13 protein-coding genes are annotated in these 17,088 nt (G+C 67.8%); 6 read left to right on the plus strand and 7 right to left on the minus strand.

Annotation, left to right across the window (positions count from 1 at the left end; genetic code table 11):
• Position 1: 1 nt before the first annotated feature.
• Positions 2-241: a formate dehydrogenase subunit delta gene (locus FAZ98_RS09885; protein WP_158951048.1), complete on the plus strand. Its 240-nt coding sequence runs from the start codon at positions 2-4 to the stop codon at positions 239-241.
• Positions 242-268: 27 nt separating this feature from the next.
• Here the strand turns inward: FAZ98_RS09885 and FAZ98_RS09890 are convergent, their stop codons facing one another.
• The 3 genes from FAZ98_RS09890 to FAZ98_RS09900 form a co-directional block, all read right to left on the minus strand.
• Positions 269-1,957, minus strand: coding sequence for an FAD-dependent monooxygenase (locus tag FAZ98_RS09890; protein ID WP_158951049.1), 1,689 nt, complete (start codon positions 1,955-1,957; stop codon positions 269-271).
• 183 nt (positions 1,958-2,140) lie between these two features.
• Positions 2,141-3,364 (minus strand): cation diffusion facilitator family transporter, encoded by a 1,224-nt coding sequence (locus FAZ98_RS09895; RefSeq protein WP_158951050.1) that lies wholly within the window; start codon positions 3,362-3,364, stop codon positions 2,141-2,143.
• A complete protein-coding gene (locus tag FAZ98_RS09900) occupies positions 3,361-3,705 on the minus strand; it encodes an ArsR/SmtB family transcription factor (RefSeq protein WP_158951940.1) in 345 nt (114 codons plus the stop codon). Before FAZ98_RS09900 ends, FAZ98_RS09895 begins: the two co-directional genes overlap by 4 nt.
• 121 nt (positions 3,706-3,826) lie before the next feature.
• Between FAZ98_RS09900 and FAZ98_RS09905 the strand changes: the two genes are divergently transcribed.
• Positions 3,827-5,755 carry a tetratricopeptide repeat protein gene (locus tag FAZ98_RS09905; protein ID WP_158951051.1) on the plus strand — a complete coding sequence of 643 codons (1,929 nt, stop codon included), beginning with the start codon at positions 3,827-3,829 and terminating at the stop codon, positions 5,753-5,755.
• 101 nt (positions 5,756-5,856) lie between these two features.
• Here FAZ98_RS09905 and tcuC read toward each other — a convergent pair whose 3' ends face one another.
• Positions 5,857-7,152 (minus strand): MFS transporter, encoded by a 1,296-nt coding sequence (gene tcuC / locus FAZ98_RS09910; protein WP_158951052.1) that lies wholly within the window; start codon positions 7,150-7,152, stop codon positions 5,857-5,859.
• Between the two features lie 404 nt (positions 7,153-7,556).
• Between tcuC and FAZ98_RS09915 the strand changes: the two genes are divergently transcribed.
• On the plus strand, positions 7,557-8,081 hold the full coding sequence (locus FAZ98_RS09915; protein WP_199272257.1) for a GNAT family N-acetyltransferase: 525 nt from the start codon (positions 7,557-7,559) through the stop codon (positions 8,079-8,081).
• Positions 8,082-8,319: 238 nt separating this feature from the next.
• Positions 8,320-9,711, plus strand: coding sequence for a hypothetical protein (locus FAZ98_RS09920; protein WP_158951053.1), 1,392 nt, complete (start codon positions 8,320-8,322; stop codon positions 9,709-9,711).
• A gap of 177 nt (positions 9,712-9,888) precedes the next feature.
• Here FAZ98_RS09920 and FAZ98_RS09925 read toward each other — a convergent pair whose 3' ends face one another.
• From FAZ98_RS09925 to FAZ98_RS09935, 3 genes are all read right to left on the minus strand, one after another.
• Entirely contained in the window at positions 9,889-10,614 is a 726-nt protein-coding gene (locus tag FAZ98_RS09925) for a DUF2968 domain-containing protein (protein ID WP_158951054.1), read from the minus strand.
• Between the two features lie 389 nt (positions 10,615-11,003).
• The gene (locus FAZ98_RS09930) at positions 11,004-12,521 is read right to left on the minus strand and encodes a gamma-glutamyl-gamma-aminobutyrate hydrolase family protein (RefSeq protein WP_158951055.1); all 1,518 of its coding nucleotides are present in this window, start codon (positions 12,519-12,521) and stop codon (positions 11,004-11,006) included.
• A 144-nt stretch (positions 12,522-12,665) separates the two neighbouring features.
• Positions 12,666-14,426 (minus strand): cation:proton antiporter, encoded by a 1,761-nt coding sequence (locus tag FAZ98_RS09935; protein ID WP_158951056.1) that lies wholly within the window; start codon positions 14,424-14,426, stop codon positions 12,666-12,668.
• Positions 14,427-14,569: 143 nt separating this feature from the next.
• Between FAZ98_RS09935 and FAZ98_RS09940 the strand changes: the two genes are divergently transcribed.
• Together FAZ98_RS09940 and FAZ98_RS09945 are read left to right on the plus strand one after the other, a co-directional pair.
• The gene (locus FAZ98_RS09940; protein ID WP_158951057.1) at positions 14,570-15,967 is read left to right on the plus strand and encodes an amidase; all 1,398 of its coding nucleotides are present in this window, start codon (positions 14,570-14,572) and stop codon (positions 15,965-15,967) included.
• A 207-nt stretch (positions 15,968-16,174) separates the two neighbouring features.
• Positions 16,175-16,705 (plus strand): disulfide bond formation protein B, encoded by a 531-nt coding sequence (locus FAZ98_RS09945; protein WP_158951058.1) that lies wholly within the window; start codon positions 16,175-16,177, stop codon positions 16,703-16,705.
• The last annotated feature ends 383 nt before the right edge of the window (positions 16,706-17,088 follow it).

Below are 17,088 nucleotides of genomic sequence, written 5' to 3' on the forward strand. Positions count from 1 at the left end.
CATGAAAGCCGATCACCTGATCGAGATGGCGAACCAGATCGGCATGTTCTTCGACTCGCTGCCCGACCGCGAGGAAGCGCTCACGGGCATCGCCGAACATATCCGCAAGTTCTGGGAGCCGCGCATGCGCCGCGCGCTGCTCGCGGCGTTCGACGGCGAAGGCAAGGACGCGGGCTTCACGGACATCGTGCTGGCCGCGCTCACGAAGTACCGCGACACGCTCATGCCGGCCGCGGCCTGAGCGTACCGGGAGCGGCGACGCGCCGGATTACGCGTCGGGATCGATTGGCGCGGCGGGCGCCGAGGCGGTGTAACGCGTTGGCGCGAACCACGTCTCGCAGTGGCGCAACAGCGCGTTGAGATCCGACGCGGGGCGCCCGCGCGTGCAGATGTAGCCGTCGGGCCGCACGAGATAGAACGCGGGACGCGTGCGCCCGTACGACTCGTCGAGCGACGGACCGCCCTCGCCCGCCCGCGGCGTTTCGCCCGGCGGCAAGCCGGCAATACGCCATACGCGCAACGCTTGCGGAAAGAGGCGCTCGACCGCTTCCACGAAGCGTTCCAGCATCGCGCGCTGCTCGGCCGGCGTGTCTTCGTCCACCAGCACGAACAGCGAAAAGCACGCGGGATCGTGCAGATCGAAGATGCGGCCTTTGCCGGGCGACGGCCCGAGCGGTCCGTCGACGACATGCACGAGCGCATCGGGCGCGCGTTCGCCCGCGCGCGGGCCGCCGTCGAGCGTGCGATCGAGCGTGAGCGGGCTGCGGCGATACTGGATCGACAGTTCGCTCACGGCCTGGCGCGCGGCGTCGCGCAACGGCCCGAGCGCGACGAGCGCCGGCATCACGCGTTCGCGCAACAGCTTGAGCGGGCCGTGATCGGCTTCCACGAGCTGTGTCATGAAGCTCGTTTGTTGCAGCACGAGACGCTCGATCGGGTAACGCTCGGCGTGATAGGTGTCGAGCAGGCGTTCGGGCGCGCCGAGCGCATGCACGCGCGCGAGTTTCCACCCCAGGTTGAACGCTTCCTGAATGCCCGTGTTCATGCCCTGCGCGCCCGCCGGGCTATGCACGTGCGCCGCGTCGCCGACGAAGAAGGTCCGCTGCTCGCGCAACTGCTTCACCATGCGGCTGTTGATGCCGAAGTACGAGCCCCATGTCATGTCCGAGACCGAAACCGGATGATGCACGCGCTGCTGGACGATCGCGCGGCACTCGTCGAGCGTGGGCACCGGAATCGTGCCTTCGGGCGCGGCGGGCAGCATCGCCTTGTGATCGGCGATCAGGCGAAAACGGCCCCGGCCGAACGGAAATAGCGCGGCGAGCCCGTCGCCCGACGCGAAGACATGGAATTCGTCTTCGGGCCACGGCGTGGTCAGTGCGAGGTCGGCGAGCAGAAACGACTGCGCCATGGTCTCGCCCTCGAACTGCATGCCGAGCCGATGCCGCACCGTGCTGTGCGCGCCGTCGGCGGCGATCAGATACGCGCAGCGCAGCACTTCGTGACGGCCATTGGCGTAGCGCAGATCCGCGTTCACGCCCGCCGAGCCTTGCGTGAATTCCAGCAGCTCCACGCCGCGCTCGATCTCCACGCCGAGCGTGGCGAGATGCTCGGTCAGGATACGTTCGGTGACGGTTTGATCGATGAAGATCAGATAGGGATAGCGCGTGAGGAGCGGATCGAAATCGAGCCGCGCACGGCGCTGACCGTTGGAATAGAGATTCGCGACGTGCGCGCGATGCCCGAGATCGAGAAACGGCTCGACGCAGCGGTGCTGCTCGAACAGTTCGAGCGTGCGCGCCTGCACGCCGATCGCGCGCGAATGCCGCGCCGGTTCGGGCGCGCGGTCGATGATACGCACGGGAACCTGGGCGCGCGCGAGACTCATTGCGGCGGCGAGGCCGGTCGGTCCCGCGCCCACGACGAGCACGGGCGCGAGGGAAGAAGCCACGGTCATGCATACCTCCAGCGCTCGATACGTCCCATAAGTGTATCGCCCGCGCCGGTGACGGTCGCGCGGCAGCGCATCAAAACCGCTGGCTTTCTGCGCGCTGACTAACGGTTTGACGTGTTAACGGTTTTGATGCCGGATAGAGAACGTGTCGGTGCCTCGGCGCTTCGTGCTTGCTTCACGCTCGCTTCAATGCCCATGCGGCGCGGGATTCGCGGCGACCGGCGTCTCCAGCGCGCAGCGATGCACGGTGGTGCCGAGATCGACCTGCAACGTGACGTGACGCATGCCGAAGCGCGTGCCGAGCGACGCGACCATGGCGTCGAGCGCGGCGTCGCCGGGATGGCCGGCCGGCATCACCAGATGCGCGGTGAGCGCGCAGCCCGTGGTCGACAGCGCCCACACGTGCAGGTCGTGCACGTCCACCACGCCTTCCTGACGCGACAAAAACGCGCGCACTTCGACGATATCGACGTTCTCCGGCACGGCCGCCAGCGCGAGCCGCACCGATTCGCGCAGCAAGCCCCACGTGCCGTAGAGGATCACGAGCACGACCGCGATCGACATGACAGGATCGACCCAGCTCGCGCCCGTCGCGAGTATCACGAGGCCGCTCACGGCCACGGCCGCCGACACGCCCGCGTCGGCCGCCATGTGCAGAAACGCGCCGCGCACGTTGAGGTCTTCCTTCTGCCCGCGCATGAAGAGCCACGCCGAAAAGCCGTTGACCAGCATGCCGACGAGCGCGACCACGAACACGTCGAAGCCCGCCACGCTCGCCGGATGCAGCAGGCGCCCGAGCGCTTCGGCGAGGATCGCGCCGCACGCGACCAGCAGCAGCGCGGCATTGGCGAGCGACGCGAGGATCGACGAACTGCCCAGGCCAAACGTGAAGCGCGCCGAAGGCCGCTTCGTCGCGAGCCAGGCCGCGCCCCACGCGAGCAGCAGGCCGAGCACGTCGGAGAGATTGTGGCCGGCGTCGGCGAGAAGTGCGGTCGATTGCGCGAGCACGCCGTAGATCGCCTGCACGATCACGATCACCACGTTCAGCGCCACGGCGATGGCGAACGCGCGGCCGTGGCCCGCGGCAGGCGCGCCGTGATGGTGATGATGATGGCCGCCGCGCGCGTGGTCGTGGTCGGGGTGGTCGTGTTTGTCGTGCGCGCGGTGTTCGTCGCGAGCGTGATCGTGCGCATGACCGGCATGACCCGCGTGATCGTCGTGCGCGTGCGCCGCGTCGTCGTCCAGCCACACGGGCGCGTGCTCGTCGTCGCGTTGTTCGGCTTGATGCGGCCGATCGGCGTGATCGGCGTGATCGGCGTGATCGGCGTGATCGGCGTGATCGGCGTGATCGGAACCCTCGGCCGGTGTACGGCCGGAGCTCGGGTTAAAGCCTGGTTTGAGGCTCGTCATGCGCTCTCCTGCCAATGCGTGGCCGGTTCGGCCACGTGCTCGAGCATGCCGCCGAGCATGGCGCTGATATGCGCGTCGGCGGCGACGTAGAACACCTGCTTGCCCATGCGTTCCGCGCGCACGATGCGCGCCGCGCGCAATAGCCGCAGATGATGGCTCACGAGCGACGGCGACAAGCCGAGCGCTTCCGCAATCGCGCCCACCGCGCGCCGCTGCTGCACGCACGCGAGCACGATGCGCAGCCGCGTGGCGTCGCCCAGCAGGCGGAACAGGTCGGCGAGCGGCATGATGCGCTCGTCGTCGGCGGAAAGCGGCGCGGCGGCGTCGGTCATGAGAATCATCGACATATGAATAGGTATTCATATGTTAGTAACGTAAGGAAAACCCGTCAAGCGTGCGGAGCAGTTGCCCGAGTGTGGGAAAATGCCGGGTTTGCGTTTCGATCGTATTGCTTCATCAGTCATGGAACCCGTATTTGTCCGCGCGTACGCCGCACATCGCGACGGCCGGCTCGACGACGCCGAGCGCGGCTATCGCGCGACGCTCGACGTCGACCCCGTGCACGTCGATGCGCTGCATCTGCTCGGCGTGCTGCGCCATCAGCAAGGCCAGCACGCGGAAGCCGCGGACCTCGTGCGCCGCGCCGTCGCGCTGCGCCCCGACGACGCCGCGCTCCAGCTGAACCTCGGCAACACGCTCAAGGCGCTCGGCCAGCTCGAGGGCGCGATCGAGCGTTTTCGCAACGCGCTCACGCTCTCGCCCGCCTTCGCGCTCGCGCACTACAACCTCGGCAACGCCTACGCGACCATCGGCCGCCACGAAGACGCCATGTACGCGTTCGGCCACGCCGTGCGCCTGCAACCCGGCGACGCCTCGTCGCACAACAACCTCGGCAACGCCCTGCACGCGCTCGGCCGCCATGCCGAAGCCGCCGAAGCGTTCCGCCGCGCGCTCAAGATCCGCCCCGGCCACGCGGGCGCGCACAACAACCTCGGCATGTCGCTCAACGCGCTCGGCGACAGCGCGGGCGCCGTCGAGCAGTTCCAGAAGGCGCTGCGTCTCGAGCCGCGCTTCGTCGCCGCGCACTTCAATCTCGCGAACACGCTCGACGCGACCGGCTATCACGGCAACGCCGTGCACGGTTTCGAAGCCGCGCTCGCGCTGCAGCCACGCTTCGTGCCGGCGCTGTTCGGCCTCGGCAACGCGCTCGCCGCGCTCGGCCGTCACGACGAAGCCATCGCGCCCTATGAACGCGCGATCGGCGCCGACCCGAAATTCGCGCTCGCGTGGCTTGCGCTCGGCACGGCGCATCACGCGCTCGGCCGCCATGCGGCCGCGCTGCGCGCCTTCGACGAAGCGCTGCGCGTGCGCCCCGACCTCGCCGCCGCGCATTTGAACCGCGCGCTCACGTGGCTCACGCTCGGCGACTTCCGGCGCGGGCTGCCCGAATACGAATGGCGGCTCGACCCGGCCGCGCGCGAGTTCGCGCACGCCAACGCGCCGAGCGGCGCGGGCTATGCGCCGGGTGCCGTGTCCGCCGCGAACCCGAGCCGCCAGCCGCCGCGCTGGCACGGCGAGGCGCTCAACGGCCGCACGCTGCTGATCCAGGCCGAGCAAGGTTTCGGCGACACGCTCCAGTTCGTGCGCTTCGTGCCGCTCGTCGCGGCGGCGCGCGAGGGCAACGCCAACTCGCGCATCGTGCTGGAAGTGCAGGCCGCGCTGATTCCGCTGATCGCCCCGGCGGCCGAGGCGTGGCGCGTCACGCTGGTCGCGCAGGGCGCGCTGCCGCGTCCTGTCGCCGACCTGCATTGCCCGCTGCTGTCGCTGCCGCTCGCGCTCGGCACGCAGGCGAACGATCTGCCCGCGCGCACGCCGTATCTCGAGGCGAGCGCCGCTTATCGCCGTAAATGGCGCGGCTCGCTCGGCGGCCAGGCGCGTCGCAAGATCGGCCTCGCGTGGTCGGGCCGCCAGCAGAAGCACGAGAATCGTTCGATACCGCTCGCCGCGCTCGAACCGCTGTTCGCGCTCGAAGGCATCGACTGGATCGTGCTGCAACCCGCCCTGAGCGACGCGGAACACGCCGCGCTCGACGCCCACCCGCGCTCGCGCTCGATTCACCGGCTGGGCGCGAAGCTCGAAGATTTCGCCGATACGGCCGCCGTGATCGAACGTCTGGACGGCGTGGTGTCCATCGACACCTCCATCGGTCACCTCGCGGGCGCGCTGGGCGCGAAGCTCTGGCTCATGCTGCCGTTCGCCGCCGACTGGCGCTGGTTCGCGCACACGAGCGACAGCCCGTGGTACCCGCGCGCGCGGCTCGTGCGCCAGCCGCATCCACATGCGTGGGACGACGTGGTCGCCACGGTCGCGCGCGAATTGCGCGAGGCCTGAGCCTCGTTCCTTGATTTCGCCGATAAAAGGGCGCCCGGTAATCCGGGCGCCCTTTATCGGCGTCCCGCCTCGCGGCGAAACGCCCGGCCTGAACGATTACATCAAGCCGTCTTGTACTGATTGCGCGCTTCGGCCGTGCGATAGAGCACGAGTGTCGCGATCAGCCCGCACACGCCCGCCACGCCCATCCACGCACCCGGCGCGGCCTTGTTGCCGCTCATGTGGATGAGGTAGGTCGAGATCGCGGGCGTGAAGCCGCCGATCGTGGTCGCGAGACTGTAGGCCAGCGAGAAGCCCGCCGTGCGCACGTCGGCAGGCATGACTTCGGTGAGCGCCACGACCATCGCGCCGTTGTAGCAGCCGTACAGGAACGAGAGCCACAGTTCCACGATCAACAGACGCCCGAACGACGGCTCGGCCACGAGCCACTGCACCGCCGGATAGGCCGTGAGGATCGTGAGCACCGTGAAGACAATCAGCACCGGACGACGGCCGATGCGATCCGAGATCGCGCCCGAAACCGGCAGCCAGAACAGATTCGACAGACCGATACAAACGGTGACGACGAGCGTGTCGAGTTCGCCGAGCTTGAGCACTTCCTTGCCGAAAGTCGGCGTGTAGGCCGTGATCATGTAGAACGAGACCGTGGTCATGATGACCATGCCCATGCCGGCGATCACGACGCCCCAGTTCTGCACCATCGACGCCATGATTTCGCTGATCGACGGACGATGCTTCTTGTTCGCGAATTCCTCGGTTTCCTGCAGCGAGCGGCGAATCAGGAACAGGAACGGCACGATCAGACAGCCGATGATGAACGGCACGCGCCAGCCCCAGGCCGTCATTTCCTCGAGCGGCAGGAGGCGATGCAGCAGCACGCCGAGCAGCGCCGCGAACACCACGGCCACCTGCTGGCTGCCCGACTGCCACGAAACGTAGAAGCCCTTGTTGCCCTTGGTCGCGATTTCGGACAGATACACCGAGACGCCGCCCAGCTCCACGCCGGCGGAGAAGCCTTGCAGCAGGCGGCCGAGCAGCACGATGGCGGGCGCGAGGAAGCCGATGGTCGCGTACCCCGGCACGACGGCCACGGTGAGCGTGCCGAGCGCCATGAGGCCGAGCGTGAGGATCAGGCCTTTGCGGCGGCCGTGATGGTCGATGTACGCGCCGAGGATGATGGCGCCGAGCGGTCGCACGAGGAAGCCGGCGCCGAACACGGAGAGCGACAGCATCAGCGAAGCGAACGCGTTATTGCTCGGGAAATAGGTCCGGGCGATCGCCGAAGCGTAATAGCCGTAGACCATGAAATCGTACATTTCCAGGAAGTTGCCGCTGGTGACGCGGAAAACGGTCCGGAATTTCGATTCGCTGGGGGATGCGTGGGACGCGGTAGACATGACACTCTCTGAAGAGACCGTTCGCGGCTGCCGCGCTCAAATCAGGTTTGAACCGGCCGCGCGGACAGTGAGAAACAAACACCCGCCGAACGCGGACGCCCGCTGGCGCGCGCGCCCGGGCGGGCGCTCATTATCCGGCGCGCACGCATGGTCAGATATCCGGGTAATACCTTACAGCACGCGCTTAAAATGCGCCGCTATACCCACATTCTTTCATTTTTATTCTATAAATCTTTCTATTTGCTTTCTTTATGATAACGCCGATGGCAGCCGCGCTCGCCGCCGCGAAAGGATCGTGCACAATGGAACGCCCCTCGCGCGCGAGTAAAGCGAGCGGGTTTTCATCGTCGTCCCGGTTATCGAACCTCGCCGAACCATCACGCCGTTTGCTTGACGCCATCCGCATGAATCACGCTCTCTCGCTGCGCCCCGCCGCTCCCGCCGACGCCCCGCTGCTCGCCGCCATGCACGCCGCGAGCTGGCAGGCGACCTACCGGTCGCTGCTGCCGGCGGACTATCTCGAGCGTGAAGTCGGCGCCGAGCGCGCGGCGTACTGGCGCGCGCGCATGGAAGCGCCGGGCGGCGAGCGCCGGCTCGTGCTGATCGCCCAACTCGACGACGGTACGCCGGTGGGTTTCGTCTGCGTCGAGCGCCAGCCCGGCTCGCCATGGGGCGTGCTGCTCGACAATCTGCACGCGCTGCCGGGCCATCAGGGCATGGGCGTCGGCAAGCGTCTCATGCAGGCGGCGCAGGACTGGGCGCGCGCGCAAGGCGAAGCGCAGCTCTATCTCTACGTGCTCGACGGCAATACGCCCGCGATCGCGTTCTACGAGCGCCAGGGCTGGACCTACTCGGGCTCGGAGCCGGACCGCATGGGCGGCGTCGATATTACGGCGCTGCGCTACGTCTACCGGCTCGACGCGGTATGACGCGGTATGACGCGGTATGACGCGGTTTGGCGCGGCGGGAGCGCGGCGCACGAACCCTGTCTGACGATCAAACTCACCGGTCTTTTCGGACATTTCTGATAGAAAGCCGTTCGCGCGGCAGCGATTATCTCCGGCACCCCATTCTTTTCCTTGCGGCGTACCGCAGGCGACCGTCCACGCGTGGCATCCATGCCATTGCCGCCCGGCGCAGTCGTCACACCGGGTCTGAGAGAGATCGATGTCCACCATTCCATTCGTTCAGGTCGAAGGTGTTTTAGCGTTGCCGCACATCCGGCCGCTCGCCCGTCTGCCCGCGTCGTTCGGCCGGGAATGGGCGCTCACCGTTCCTCATTTCAGCCTGCGCACCGAGTTGCGCGCCCTGTACGCCGCCATCATGCGCACGGTGTGCCTGAGCGCGGAAACCTTCCGCTCGATTTACCGGTGGGATCACTTGCGCAGTCCGGCACCCGCCGCGGCTGCGGCCGAACCGGTTGCGCGTATTCCCGTCTCGGCGCCGGTCGGGCAGGATTCCCGCTCCACGACACAAACGTCCGCTTCTGCCGCCAAGGGGCGCGGCGCAATGCCGGCACGCACGCCACCTGCCGATCGGCACAAACTCACGGGCGGCGCGGTCGCCATCGGCGGCGCGGCCATGCTCGCGTGGATCATTGCCAGCCACGCGCCGCACAACACCGCGCCGGTCGACCATGCCGCCGCGCCGAACGCCCAGAACGATTCCGCGCATCGCCTCGCCGATGCACGCGCCCAGCACGAACAGGCAATCGCCCGCCCGGCCGGCGAGCCGCAAGCCGCCACGCCGGTTGCTTCGCGCGAGCGCACTGCACCGGGTGAAGACAATACGGTAACGGCGGGCGTCGCGGCGTCGCCGGCGGGGACGGAGGTCGCGCCCGGAACCGCGCAAGTGGCGGCGTCCGCGCCTCCCGCCGCGGGCCCGGCAACGGCCTCGGCACGAGTCGCTGCGCCGGTCGCCACCCATACGATCGCCATCACGCCGAATTCGCACGCGACGCCGGCCACACCGGTGGCCGTTGCCACGATTGCGGTTCCGGCAAACCCGGCAGCGCCGGCCATCGGCGAAACGGCAGCGCTCAACGCGGCGCCCACGGCCACGACCTCACCCGTCGCCGTCGCTCCCGTTGCCAAGGTCGCCGCCGCGCCCGCGCGCGCGCAACCCGACTTCAGCGTGCGCACCCCGGCCAAGACCGCTGTGCCCGCCACGTTGATCACGCGCAGCGAGAGCCGCGGCGAACGTATGCTCAAACCCGCGCAAGAACGTCGCGCAACCCAGAGCAAAGTGTCGGCACGTCATGCCGGCACACGCGGCGCCGTGCACGACGCGCGCGCGTTCGCGCCGTATCGCGACACCGCGCCGGTAACCACGCAGCGTTCGCGTGGTACGTATTCGGCGGCGCAGCCTTACTCGCCGCGCCAGACCAACGTGAATCCCGCCGACGAGTACGCGTCGCTCGTCACCTATGCGAACACGCATACGGCCTCGCCTGCGGTAAATCGCGCGACCGTCGCCCCCGTTGCGGCAGACAACACCGATTGGGTCAATCACGTTTCGCAGCGTCGCGTGACGGAAGTTCCGGATCGCTTCGCGAAGTAACGCGCAAAAACCATAAGCGAGCGCGCAAAAGAAAAAGCCCGGCACGGTCCGGGCTTTTTCTTTTCCCACTGCGCGATCACGGCATCAACAGAACACGGCAAAAAAAGCGCCGCCCGTGACCGGACGGCGCTTACATCGATTAGAACCCGACGAATTTCACCTGCGCGAGGCCGTGGCCTAGCGGCGCGTTCCCGGCAAGCCCGCCTCGGTCGCACGCTGCAACACGTCCACCTGACGCTCGAGATCGCGCAGTTGCGCCTGCGCTTGCGCCTTCTGCATGTTGAGCGCCTGGGCGTCGCCTTGTACCTGACGTTGATAGTCGTCGACACGCGCCTGCTGCGTACGCGCAATGGCGAGGTCGGCCTGCAGGCGCCGCGCGCGGTCTTCGGACACGGCGATCACGCGCTCGATGAACGCCTTCTGCGCTTCGAGCTGCGTGCGGCGAATCTCGACGTCGGCGAGTTGCGCCGTTTGCCGCGCGAAGTCGGCATAAATCGCCTCGGCGCGTGTTTCGTCCTGCGAACGAATCACGCGCCAGAAGTGCTTGTCCTGAAACAGCACGACGTAATACGTCATTTCGGGCGGATAGAAAAACAGGCTCGCGCCGTAGCTCGCGTTATAGGTCGTGCGCAGTTCCACGAGTTGTGCGTCGTGGATGAGCTGCATGAGCGTGGCCACGTCGCCTTGTGCGCTGGATTGCGCCTGCTCGCCGGGACTCGGGGCCGACGGCACCGCGCTGGCCGGCTGCGGCGTGAGACTGCCGAGCGACGGACGGCTGCCCGCTACCGGCGCGCGGTCTTGCGCCGCCTCGACCGGCATGCCTGCCCACGCGACGCTGCCCTGCACGAGCACGAGAACCGCGGCGCTCAGCACGGCGCGACGCAACGGGTTTGATTGCTTCATACCTGCCTGTTCCATTCCGGATTTCCAGTAACCCTTGATTATCGCCGCGTGAAAATCTCAAAAATGGGCTTTTATTTTGGATAACCAGGAATCGGATTATTCCTATGTGGGAACGTCGGCAGTCGGACGGAGAAACGCAGAAGTCGGGCGTAGGAAGCGCCGTGCGCGCGACGATGCGCAGCACGCGGGAGACAGGTCGATGGGCGCCGACGATGTCGCTTACGCCAGCGCACCGCGACTCGCCATCGGGCCCGCCGCGAACCCGGCATCCCGCACCATCCCGGCATCGGCAAAAGAAAAAACCGCGCCCGGACTGCACGCGGTTTTTTCTTCGATCACGCGACTTGCGCCGCGTTACCCAGCCTTTATCGTCGATGAAGGGAAGCCAGTCAGAAACGCGTCTCGCGCGCCGAGCGCAAAAACGTGTCGAGCAGCGGCGTACAGTCGAGCAGTTCGGGGCCGCCCGCGCGATGAAACTCCGGGTGCCACTGCACACCCACCACGAACGGCGCGCGGCGGTATCGCACCGCTTCGATCAGACCATCGCCGGCCGAAACGGCTTCCACGGTCAGGTCGCGGCCGAGGCTCCTCACGGCCTGATGGTGAATCGAGTTGACGATCGCCTGACGCTGGCCGGGGAACATGCTGGCGAATGTGGAGCCTTCCGGGAAGCTGATCGAATGGCGATGCTGGTCGTAGTGCTCGCTCACGTGCACGCCGGCCGTCGGCACGTCGCTGGCAATGTCCTGATACAGCGTGCCGCCGAACGCCACGTTGATGAGCTGGCAGCCGCGGCATACGCCCAGCACCGGCTTACCCGACTCGACGAACTCGTGCAGCAACTCGAGTTCGTACATGTCGCGCACGCGGTCGCCCGGCCATTCGGGGCGCGGCGAGACTTCCGCGTAAGTTTGCGGCGAGACGTCGGCGCCGCCTTGCAGCAACAGGCCGTCCAGATGCTTGGCGTAGTCGCGCAGGCGGATGTTGCTCGGGTGCAGCATGCCCTGGTGGCCGACCGTCGGGATCATGAACACGATGACGTCGCGCGACATCACCCAGTGCGCAATCGACTCTTCGAGGTATTGCAGCGTCTTGCCGCGCAGACCTTGCGCGCCCGGCTCCGGGTGGAAGATGCGCGCCGACACGCCAATGCGCAGCGTGCGTTGCGTGATGCGTTGTCCCGCGCGGTCGAACAGTTGGCGCGCGCGCGCCGCGACGATACGGCCGAACACCGACCACGCCGAATCGCTCGGGCGCAGGTAGCGCGGCGGCTCGGTGGGAATCGAACCGGGCGGCGGCGGATTCTGCGCCGTGAAGTCAGGCGCCTGGCCGAAACCGGCGGGTGCCGCGCCCGGTCGCGCGGCCGCGGCTTCCGCCGTTTCCACGGCAGCGGTGCTGTCGGCCTCGTCCGTGCCGGGCGGCGCGGGCTGCGCCGTGGGCGCGGGCGCGCGCTGGCCCGCATCGGCAGTGGTCTCGATCGGGATATTCGGCGCCGCCGAAGGCGCTGCGCGCGGCGCGGACGCGGCCGGGTTTGCTGCCGGGTTTGCTGCCGAAGGCGCGCCCTGCTGCACGCCAGGCTCGCGCGGCGCCTGAGACGCGCCCGCCGAACCGGCGGCCGCGCCCTCGCCTGGCGTCACGGTCGAAGCGCTCGCGGGCGAATCGGTCGAAGCGCGCTGCGCCGCCTCGCTGGCAGGCGTAGCGGCACCGGGCTGAGCGGGCGCAGCGGAGGAAGTCGAGGCAGCCGCGGAGCCGGTTGAAGCCGTGGAGGACGAACCGGCGGGCGAAGAATCGTGCGAAGAAGAAGGAGACGAAGGCGTGGCAGCCGTATCGGCGGGACGGTTGGCGTTGCCCGCCTGGCCGTTGGAACCTTCGGGATGATCGGGATGTTCGGTCTTGTTATCGCTCATGACGTTTGGGTCAGGCGCGCGGTGCGCGAACGAATGGACACGTCCCGATTATCCACCCTGCGACACCTGCCTGCCACCGCCGCGCACAATTGCTCACATCCCGATACAAAGCTGACCGCCCGCGCAACGCGGTCTGGCGCCGCCTCAAGCGTCCGGCCGCTCGTCGAACGTCTCGCGCAACGCGATCTGCATCGACGCGTGGATCTTCACGCACCAGCGCCACAACAGCATCGTGAGCAGCGCGGCGCACACCAGCACGCCGATCAGGAAGCCCGTGGGCGGAAGGATCGTGCCCGAGAGCGCGGCCACCAGCACGAACACGCCGATCATCGAGATCACCGGCACGAGTTCGGCGATCGCACGGCGCGTCGCGCGCGTGAAGCGCCCCGCCTTCTCCGGCTGCACGCTCACTTCGGCGAGCAGCAGCGCGAGCGACTGCGTCTTGCGCCACACGGCCACGAGGAACGGCATGGCGAGCACGAGCGCCGCGCTCCACAGCACGACGCGCTGGATGCGCTCGTCCGCCACCCATTGCGCGATGAACGGCGCCGCATAGCGCGCGCCATAGGACACGCCGATAAAGATCGCCGAGACCAGCGCGAGATTCACCGCGATCTGCACGACGATGCGCTTCGTGAGCGAGAACAGCGTGGGGCCGCCGTCCGAACGCGGCATCAGCGCGCGCAGCCACTGGCTGTACATGCCGAACACGTTGGCGACCGAAGGCGGCATCGCGCGCGCGAGGCGCTGCGAGAGCGGATCGGCAATGCGGATGAGGTAAGGCGTGGTGAGCGTGGTGATCGCCGAGACGGTCACGGCGATCGGGTAGAGAAAGCCGCTCGTCACCTTCAGCGTGAGGCCGAGCGAGGCGATGATGAACGAGAACTCGCCGATCTGCGACACGGTCATGCCCACGCGCATCGCCGTGCGGCCGTCGCGGCCCGCGAGAAAGGTGCCGAGCCCGCACGACACCAGCTTGCCCAGCACCACGGCCACCGAAATGACCGCGATCGGCCAGGCGTAGTCGACCAGCACGAGCGGGTTGAGCATCAGCCCGATCGTCACGAAGAAGATCGCCGAAAACGCGTCGCGCAGCGGCGCGACCAGATGCTCGATGCGATGCAGATGGCGCGACTCGGCCATGATCGCGCCGATCAGGAATGCGCCGAGCGCGATCGAATAATCGAGCTTCACGACCAGCAGGCAGAAGCCGAAGCAAAAGCCCAGCACGGAAACCAGCAGCATCTCGTCGCTGCCGGAGCGCGCCACGTAGGCGAGCACGCGCGGCACGACCAGAATGCCGACCACGAGCGACACCACCATGAACAGCAGCAGTTTGCCGAGCGTGACGAACGCGATGGCGGGCGACAGCTCGCCGGTTTGCGCGATGCCGCCGAGCAGCACGAGCATGGCGATGCCGAGAATGTCCTCGACGATCAGAATGCCGAACACGAGTTGCGCGAACGGCTCGCGCTTCACGCCCAGGTCGGCGAGCGCCTTCACGATGATGGTCGTCGACGAAATGGCGAGGATCGCGCCGAGGAACAGCGAATCCATCGCGGCCCAGCCGAACGCCTGGCCGATCTCGTAGCCGAGCCACAGCATCAGCACGATCTCCGAGAGCGCCGCGACGATCGCGGTCGCGCCCACCTGGAACAGCTTGCGCAGGCTGAATTCGAGGCCGAGCGAAAACATCAGGAACACCACGCCGAGTTCGCCCATCGTCTGAATGGTCTGCTCGTCGTGGATGAGCTGGAACGGCGGCGTGTACGGTCCGATGATCACGCCCGCCGCGATATAGCCGAGCACGACCGGCTGCTTCAGGCGATGAAACAGCACGGTGACGATGCCCGCGATCGCCATCACGACTGCCAGATCCTGAATGAAGCCGATTCCCTGATGCATAGAGGCTTTTCCTTACAAATGGCTATCTAAAAACGCATGTTACCCGATGCGCGCCGCTCGCCGAATAACGGCGCGCGCCCAACGCTCAGGTTTTTGCCGCCCTACAATGATGCGGCCCTCCGCCATCAGGATCGTCCGACGCCATGACCCACGCCGCCAGTTCCGCCACGCCCCTTGCTCCCTTCGCGCCCCTCGCCGACCTCGCCGCCGACCTGGCCGCGGGCCGCACCACGAGCCGCGCGCTCGCGGAGGCGGCGCTCGCGCGCATCGCCGATCCGGCCGGCCAGGGCGCCACGGTGTTTCTGCATGTCGATGCCGAACGCGTGCGCGCCGCCGCCGACGCGCACGACCGCCTGCGCGCGAGCGGCACCGTGCTCTCGCCGCTCGCGGGCATTCCCGTTTCGGTGAAGGATCTGTTCGACGTGGCCGGCGAAGTCACGCGCGCGGGCTCGACGGCGCTCGCGAACGCCGCGCCCGCCCAGGCCGACGCCGCCGTGGTCGCGCGGCTGCGTCACGCGGGCGCCGTGCTCGTGGGGCGCACCAACATGAGCGAATTCGCGTTCTCCGGGCTCGGCCTCAATCCGCACTACGGCACGCCGCTCTCGCCCTACCGGCGCGGCGTGGACGGCGACGCTCGGGTCGCGGGCGGTTCGTCCTCGGGCGCGGCGGCCTCGGTGGCGGACGGCATGGCCGCCGTCGCGCTCGGCACGGACACGGGCGGCTCGATCCGCATTCCGGCGGCGTTCTGCGGCCTGACCGGCTTCAAACCCACGGCCGCGCGCATTCCGCGCACGGGCGGCGTGCCGCTCTCGACCACGCTCGATTCGTTCGGCCCCATCGGCAATACGGTCGCGTGCTGCGCGCTCGTGGACCGCGTGCTCGCCGGGCTCGAACCGCGCGTGCTGGCCGCGCGCCACCTGGAAGGCGTGCGCCTCGGCGTGCTGACGAACTACGTGACCGATGACGTCGACCCCGAAGTCGCCGAAACGATCGACACCGCGCTCAAGCATCTCGACGCGGCGGGCGCGATCGTCAGCGAGGTGCGGTTTTCGGCGTTCGAGCGTTTCGCCGGCATCAACCGCATCGGTTTCTCGTCGATGGAAGCGTATGCGTGGCATCGCGCGCTGATCGAAACGCATCGCGCCGACTACGATCCGCGCGTGCTCGTGCGCATTCTGAAGGGCGAAACCGCGACGGCCGCCGATTACCTCGACGTGATCGCCGCGCGCGCGGCTGTGATGGAGGAAGCGCAGGCCGCGCTGTGGTCGCGTTTCGACGCCGTGATCGCGCCCACCGTGCCCATCGCGCCGCCCGCCGTGGCGCCGCTCGCCGCCGACGACGACGTGTTCGCGCGCACCAATGCGCTCGTGCTGCGTAACCCGAGCGCGTTCAACTTTCTCGACGCCTGCGCGCTCTCGCTGCCGGTGCATCGCCACGGCGCGGCGCCGGTCGGCCTGATGCTGGCCGCCGCGCCCTACGCCGACGACGCGCTGCTCGCGATCGGGCGCGGCGTGGAAGCGGTGCTCGCGCCGCTGCGCTGAACCCGGCATAGGAGCGCGGGCACGCTTGTCCGCGCGCGGGTTTCATCGCCCGGCCCGCTTTCGCTCTTGCGCGCCAGCATTACGTCCGTAAGCGAGCGCGGCCACGTCCGCGCCGCGCGCGCCCTTCGCGCTAGAATCCCGTCACGTCATGACAGCCGCGGCAGCCGCCGCGCTGCATCATCGAAAAAAACCGAACGAACGAGCCACATGAACGACGATAACGCGCTGTTGCGCCGCGAGCGCGGCCTTTTGGTGCTGCTTGGCCTGATCTGTCTCGCGCTGGTGGGTGGCGCGCTCTACTTCCAGTTCGCCCAACACGAAGATCCTTGCCCGCTGTGCATCCTGATCCGCTATTTCTTCCTGCTGATGGCGGTGTTCGCGTTCCTCGGCGCACGCCTCACGAGCTGGCGCGGCGTGCGCGTGCTCGAAGCGCTTGCCGTGATTTCAGCGCTCGGCGGCATCGTCACGGCCGCGCGGCTCGCATGGGTGCAGGCGTTCCCGAGCTTCAGCTGCGGCTTCGACACGCTCCAGCCTATCGTCGACGCCCTGCCGCCCGCGCACTGGCTGCCCAGCGTGTTCAAGGTGCAAGGCCTGTGCGAAACCACGTATCCGCCGATCGTCGGGTTGAGCATGCCGATCTGGGCGCTGGTGGCGTTCGTCGTCGCGTTCGTCCTGCTCGCCGCGAGCCTGTGGCGTAACCGCCGCCGTCAGGTGTCGTGGCCGGGCATTCGCCGCTGAAGCGGTTTTCGCCGCTTTTCCGGATGTTTGATGCGCATCGCCCGGGGGGATCGTTTGGGCGATGCGGTTTTGCGAAGCCACCTCGCACGCAAACAATCTGCACGATGCCGCGCATCGGCACCGGAATTGCGCGTCTTTATCGCCGATAAGGCACGCTATTTGCACCTCGCCGCCGGTTTCATCCGATGGGCATGAGCGCGGCCGCATAACCCTCATCTCGCGGCGGAAATACTTTCGCGCCGCCAGCAGTGATATCTTCAAATTTGGATGGCGATCTACGTGCGCGAGCCGGCTCGAGACAGGAGCGCGGCGCTCGAAGCGTAACGCGCGCCTGATCCGCAATGTCCCCGGATTCATCATGACAACGCCAACCATCCGCTTCG

Origin of the sequence: Paraburkholderia acidisoli, assembly GCF_009789675.1 — a bacterium.
Taxonomy (GTDB): domain Bacteria; phylum Pseudomonadota; class Gammaproteobacteria; order Burkholderiales; family Burkholderiaceae; genus Paraburkholderia; species Paraburkholderia acidisoli.

What these genes read in the sequence shown, in the direction of transcription:
- FAZ98_RS09930 (WP_158951055.1), bottom strand. Translation starts at nt 12,521, where the DNA reads ATGAGCGATAACAAGACCGAACATCCCGATCATCCCGAAGGTTCCAAC.
- FAZ98_RS09925 (WP_158951054.1), bottom strand. Translation starts at nt 10,614, where the DNA reads ATGAAGCAATCAAACCCGTTGCGTCGCGCCGTGCTGAGCGCCGCGGTT.
- FAZ98_RS09885 (WP_158951048.1), top strand. Translation starts at nt 2, where the DNA reads ATGAAAGCCGATCACCTGATCGAGATGGCGAACCAGATCGGCATGTTC.
- FAZ98_RS09900 (WP_158951940.1), bottom strand. Translation starts at nt 3,705, where the DNA reads ATGATTCTCATGACCGACGCCGCCGCGCCGCTTTCCGCCGACGACGAG.
- FAZ98_RS09890 (WP_158951049.1), bottom strand. Translation starts at nt 1,957, where the DNA reads ATGACCGTGGCTTCTTCCCTCGCGCCCGTGCTCGTCGTGGGCGCGGGA.
- FAZ98_RS09915 (WP_199272257.1), top strand. Translation starts at nt 7,557, where the DNA reads ATGAATCACGCTCTCTCGCTGCGCCCCGCCGCTCCCGCCGACGCCCCG.
- FAZ98_RS09920 (WP_158951053.1), top strand. Translation starts at nt 8,320, where the DNA reads ATGTCCACCATTCCATTCGTTCAGGTCGAAGGTGTTTTAGCGTTGCCG.
- FAZ98_RS09905 (WP_158951051.1), top strand. Translation starts at nt 3,827, where the DNA reads ATGGAACCCGTATTTGTCCGCGCGTACGCCGCACATCGCGACGGCCGG.
- tcuC (WP_158951052.1), bottom strand. Translation starts at nt 7,152, where the DNA reads ATGTCTACCGCGTCCCACGCATCCCCCAGCGAATCGAAATTCCGGACC.
- FAZ98_RS09940 (WP_158951057.1), top strand. Translation starts at nt 14,570, where the DNA reads ATGACCCACGCCGCCAGTTCCGCCACGCCCCTTGCTCCCTTCGCGCCC.
- FAZ98_RS09945 (WP_158951058.1), top strand. Translation starts at nt 16,175, where the DNA reads ATGAACGACGATAACGCGCTGTTGCGCCGCGAGCGCGGCCTTTTGGTG.
- FAZ98_RS09895 (WP_158951050.1), bottom strand. Translation starts at nt 3,364, where the DNA reads ATGACGAGCCTCAAACCAGGCTTTAACCCGAGCTCCGGCCGTACACCG.
- FAZ98_RS09935 (WP_158951056.1), bottom strand. Translation starts at nt 14,426, where the DNA reads ATGCATCAGGGAATCGGCTTCATTCAGGATCTGGCAGTCGTGATGGCG.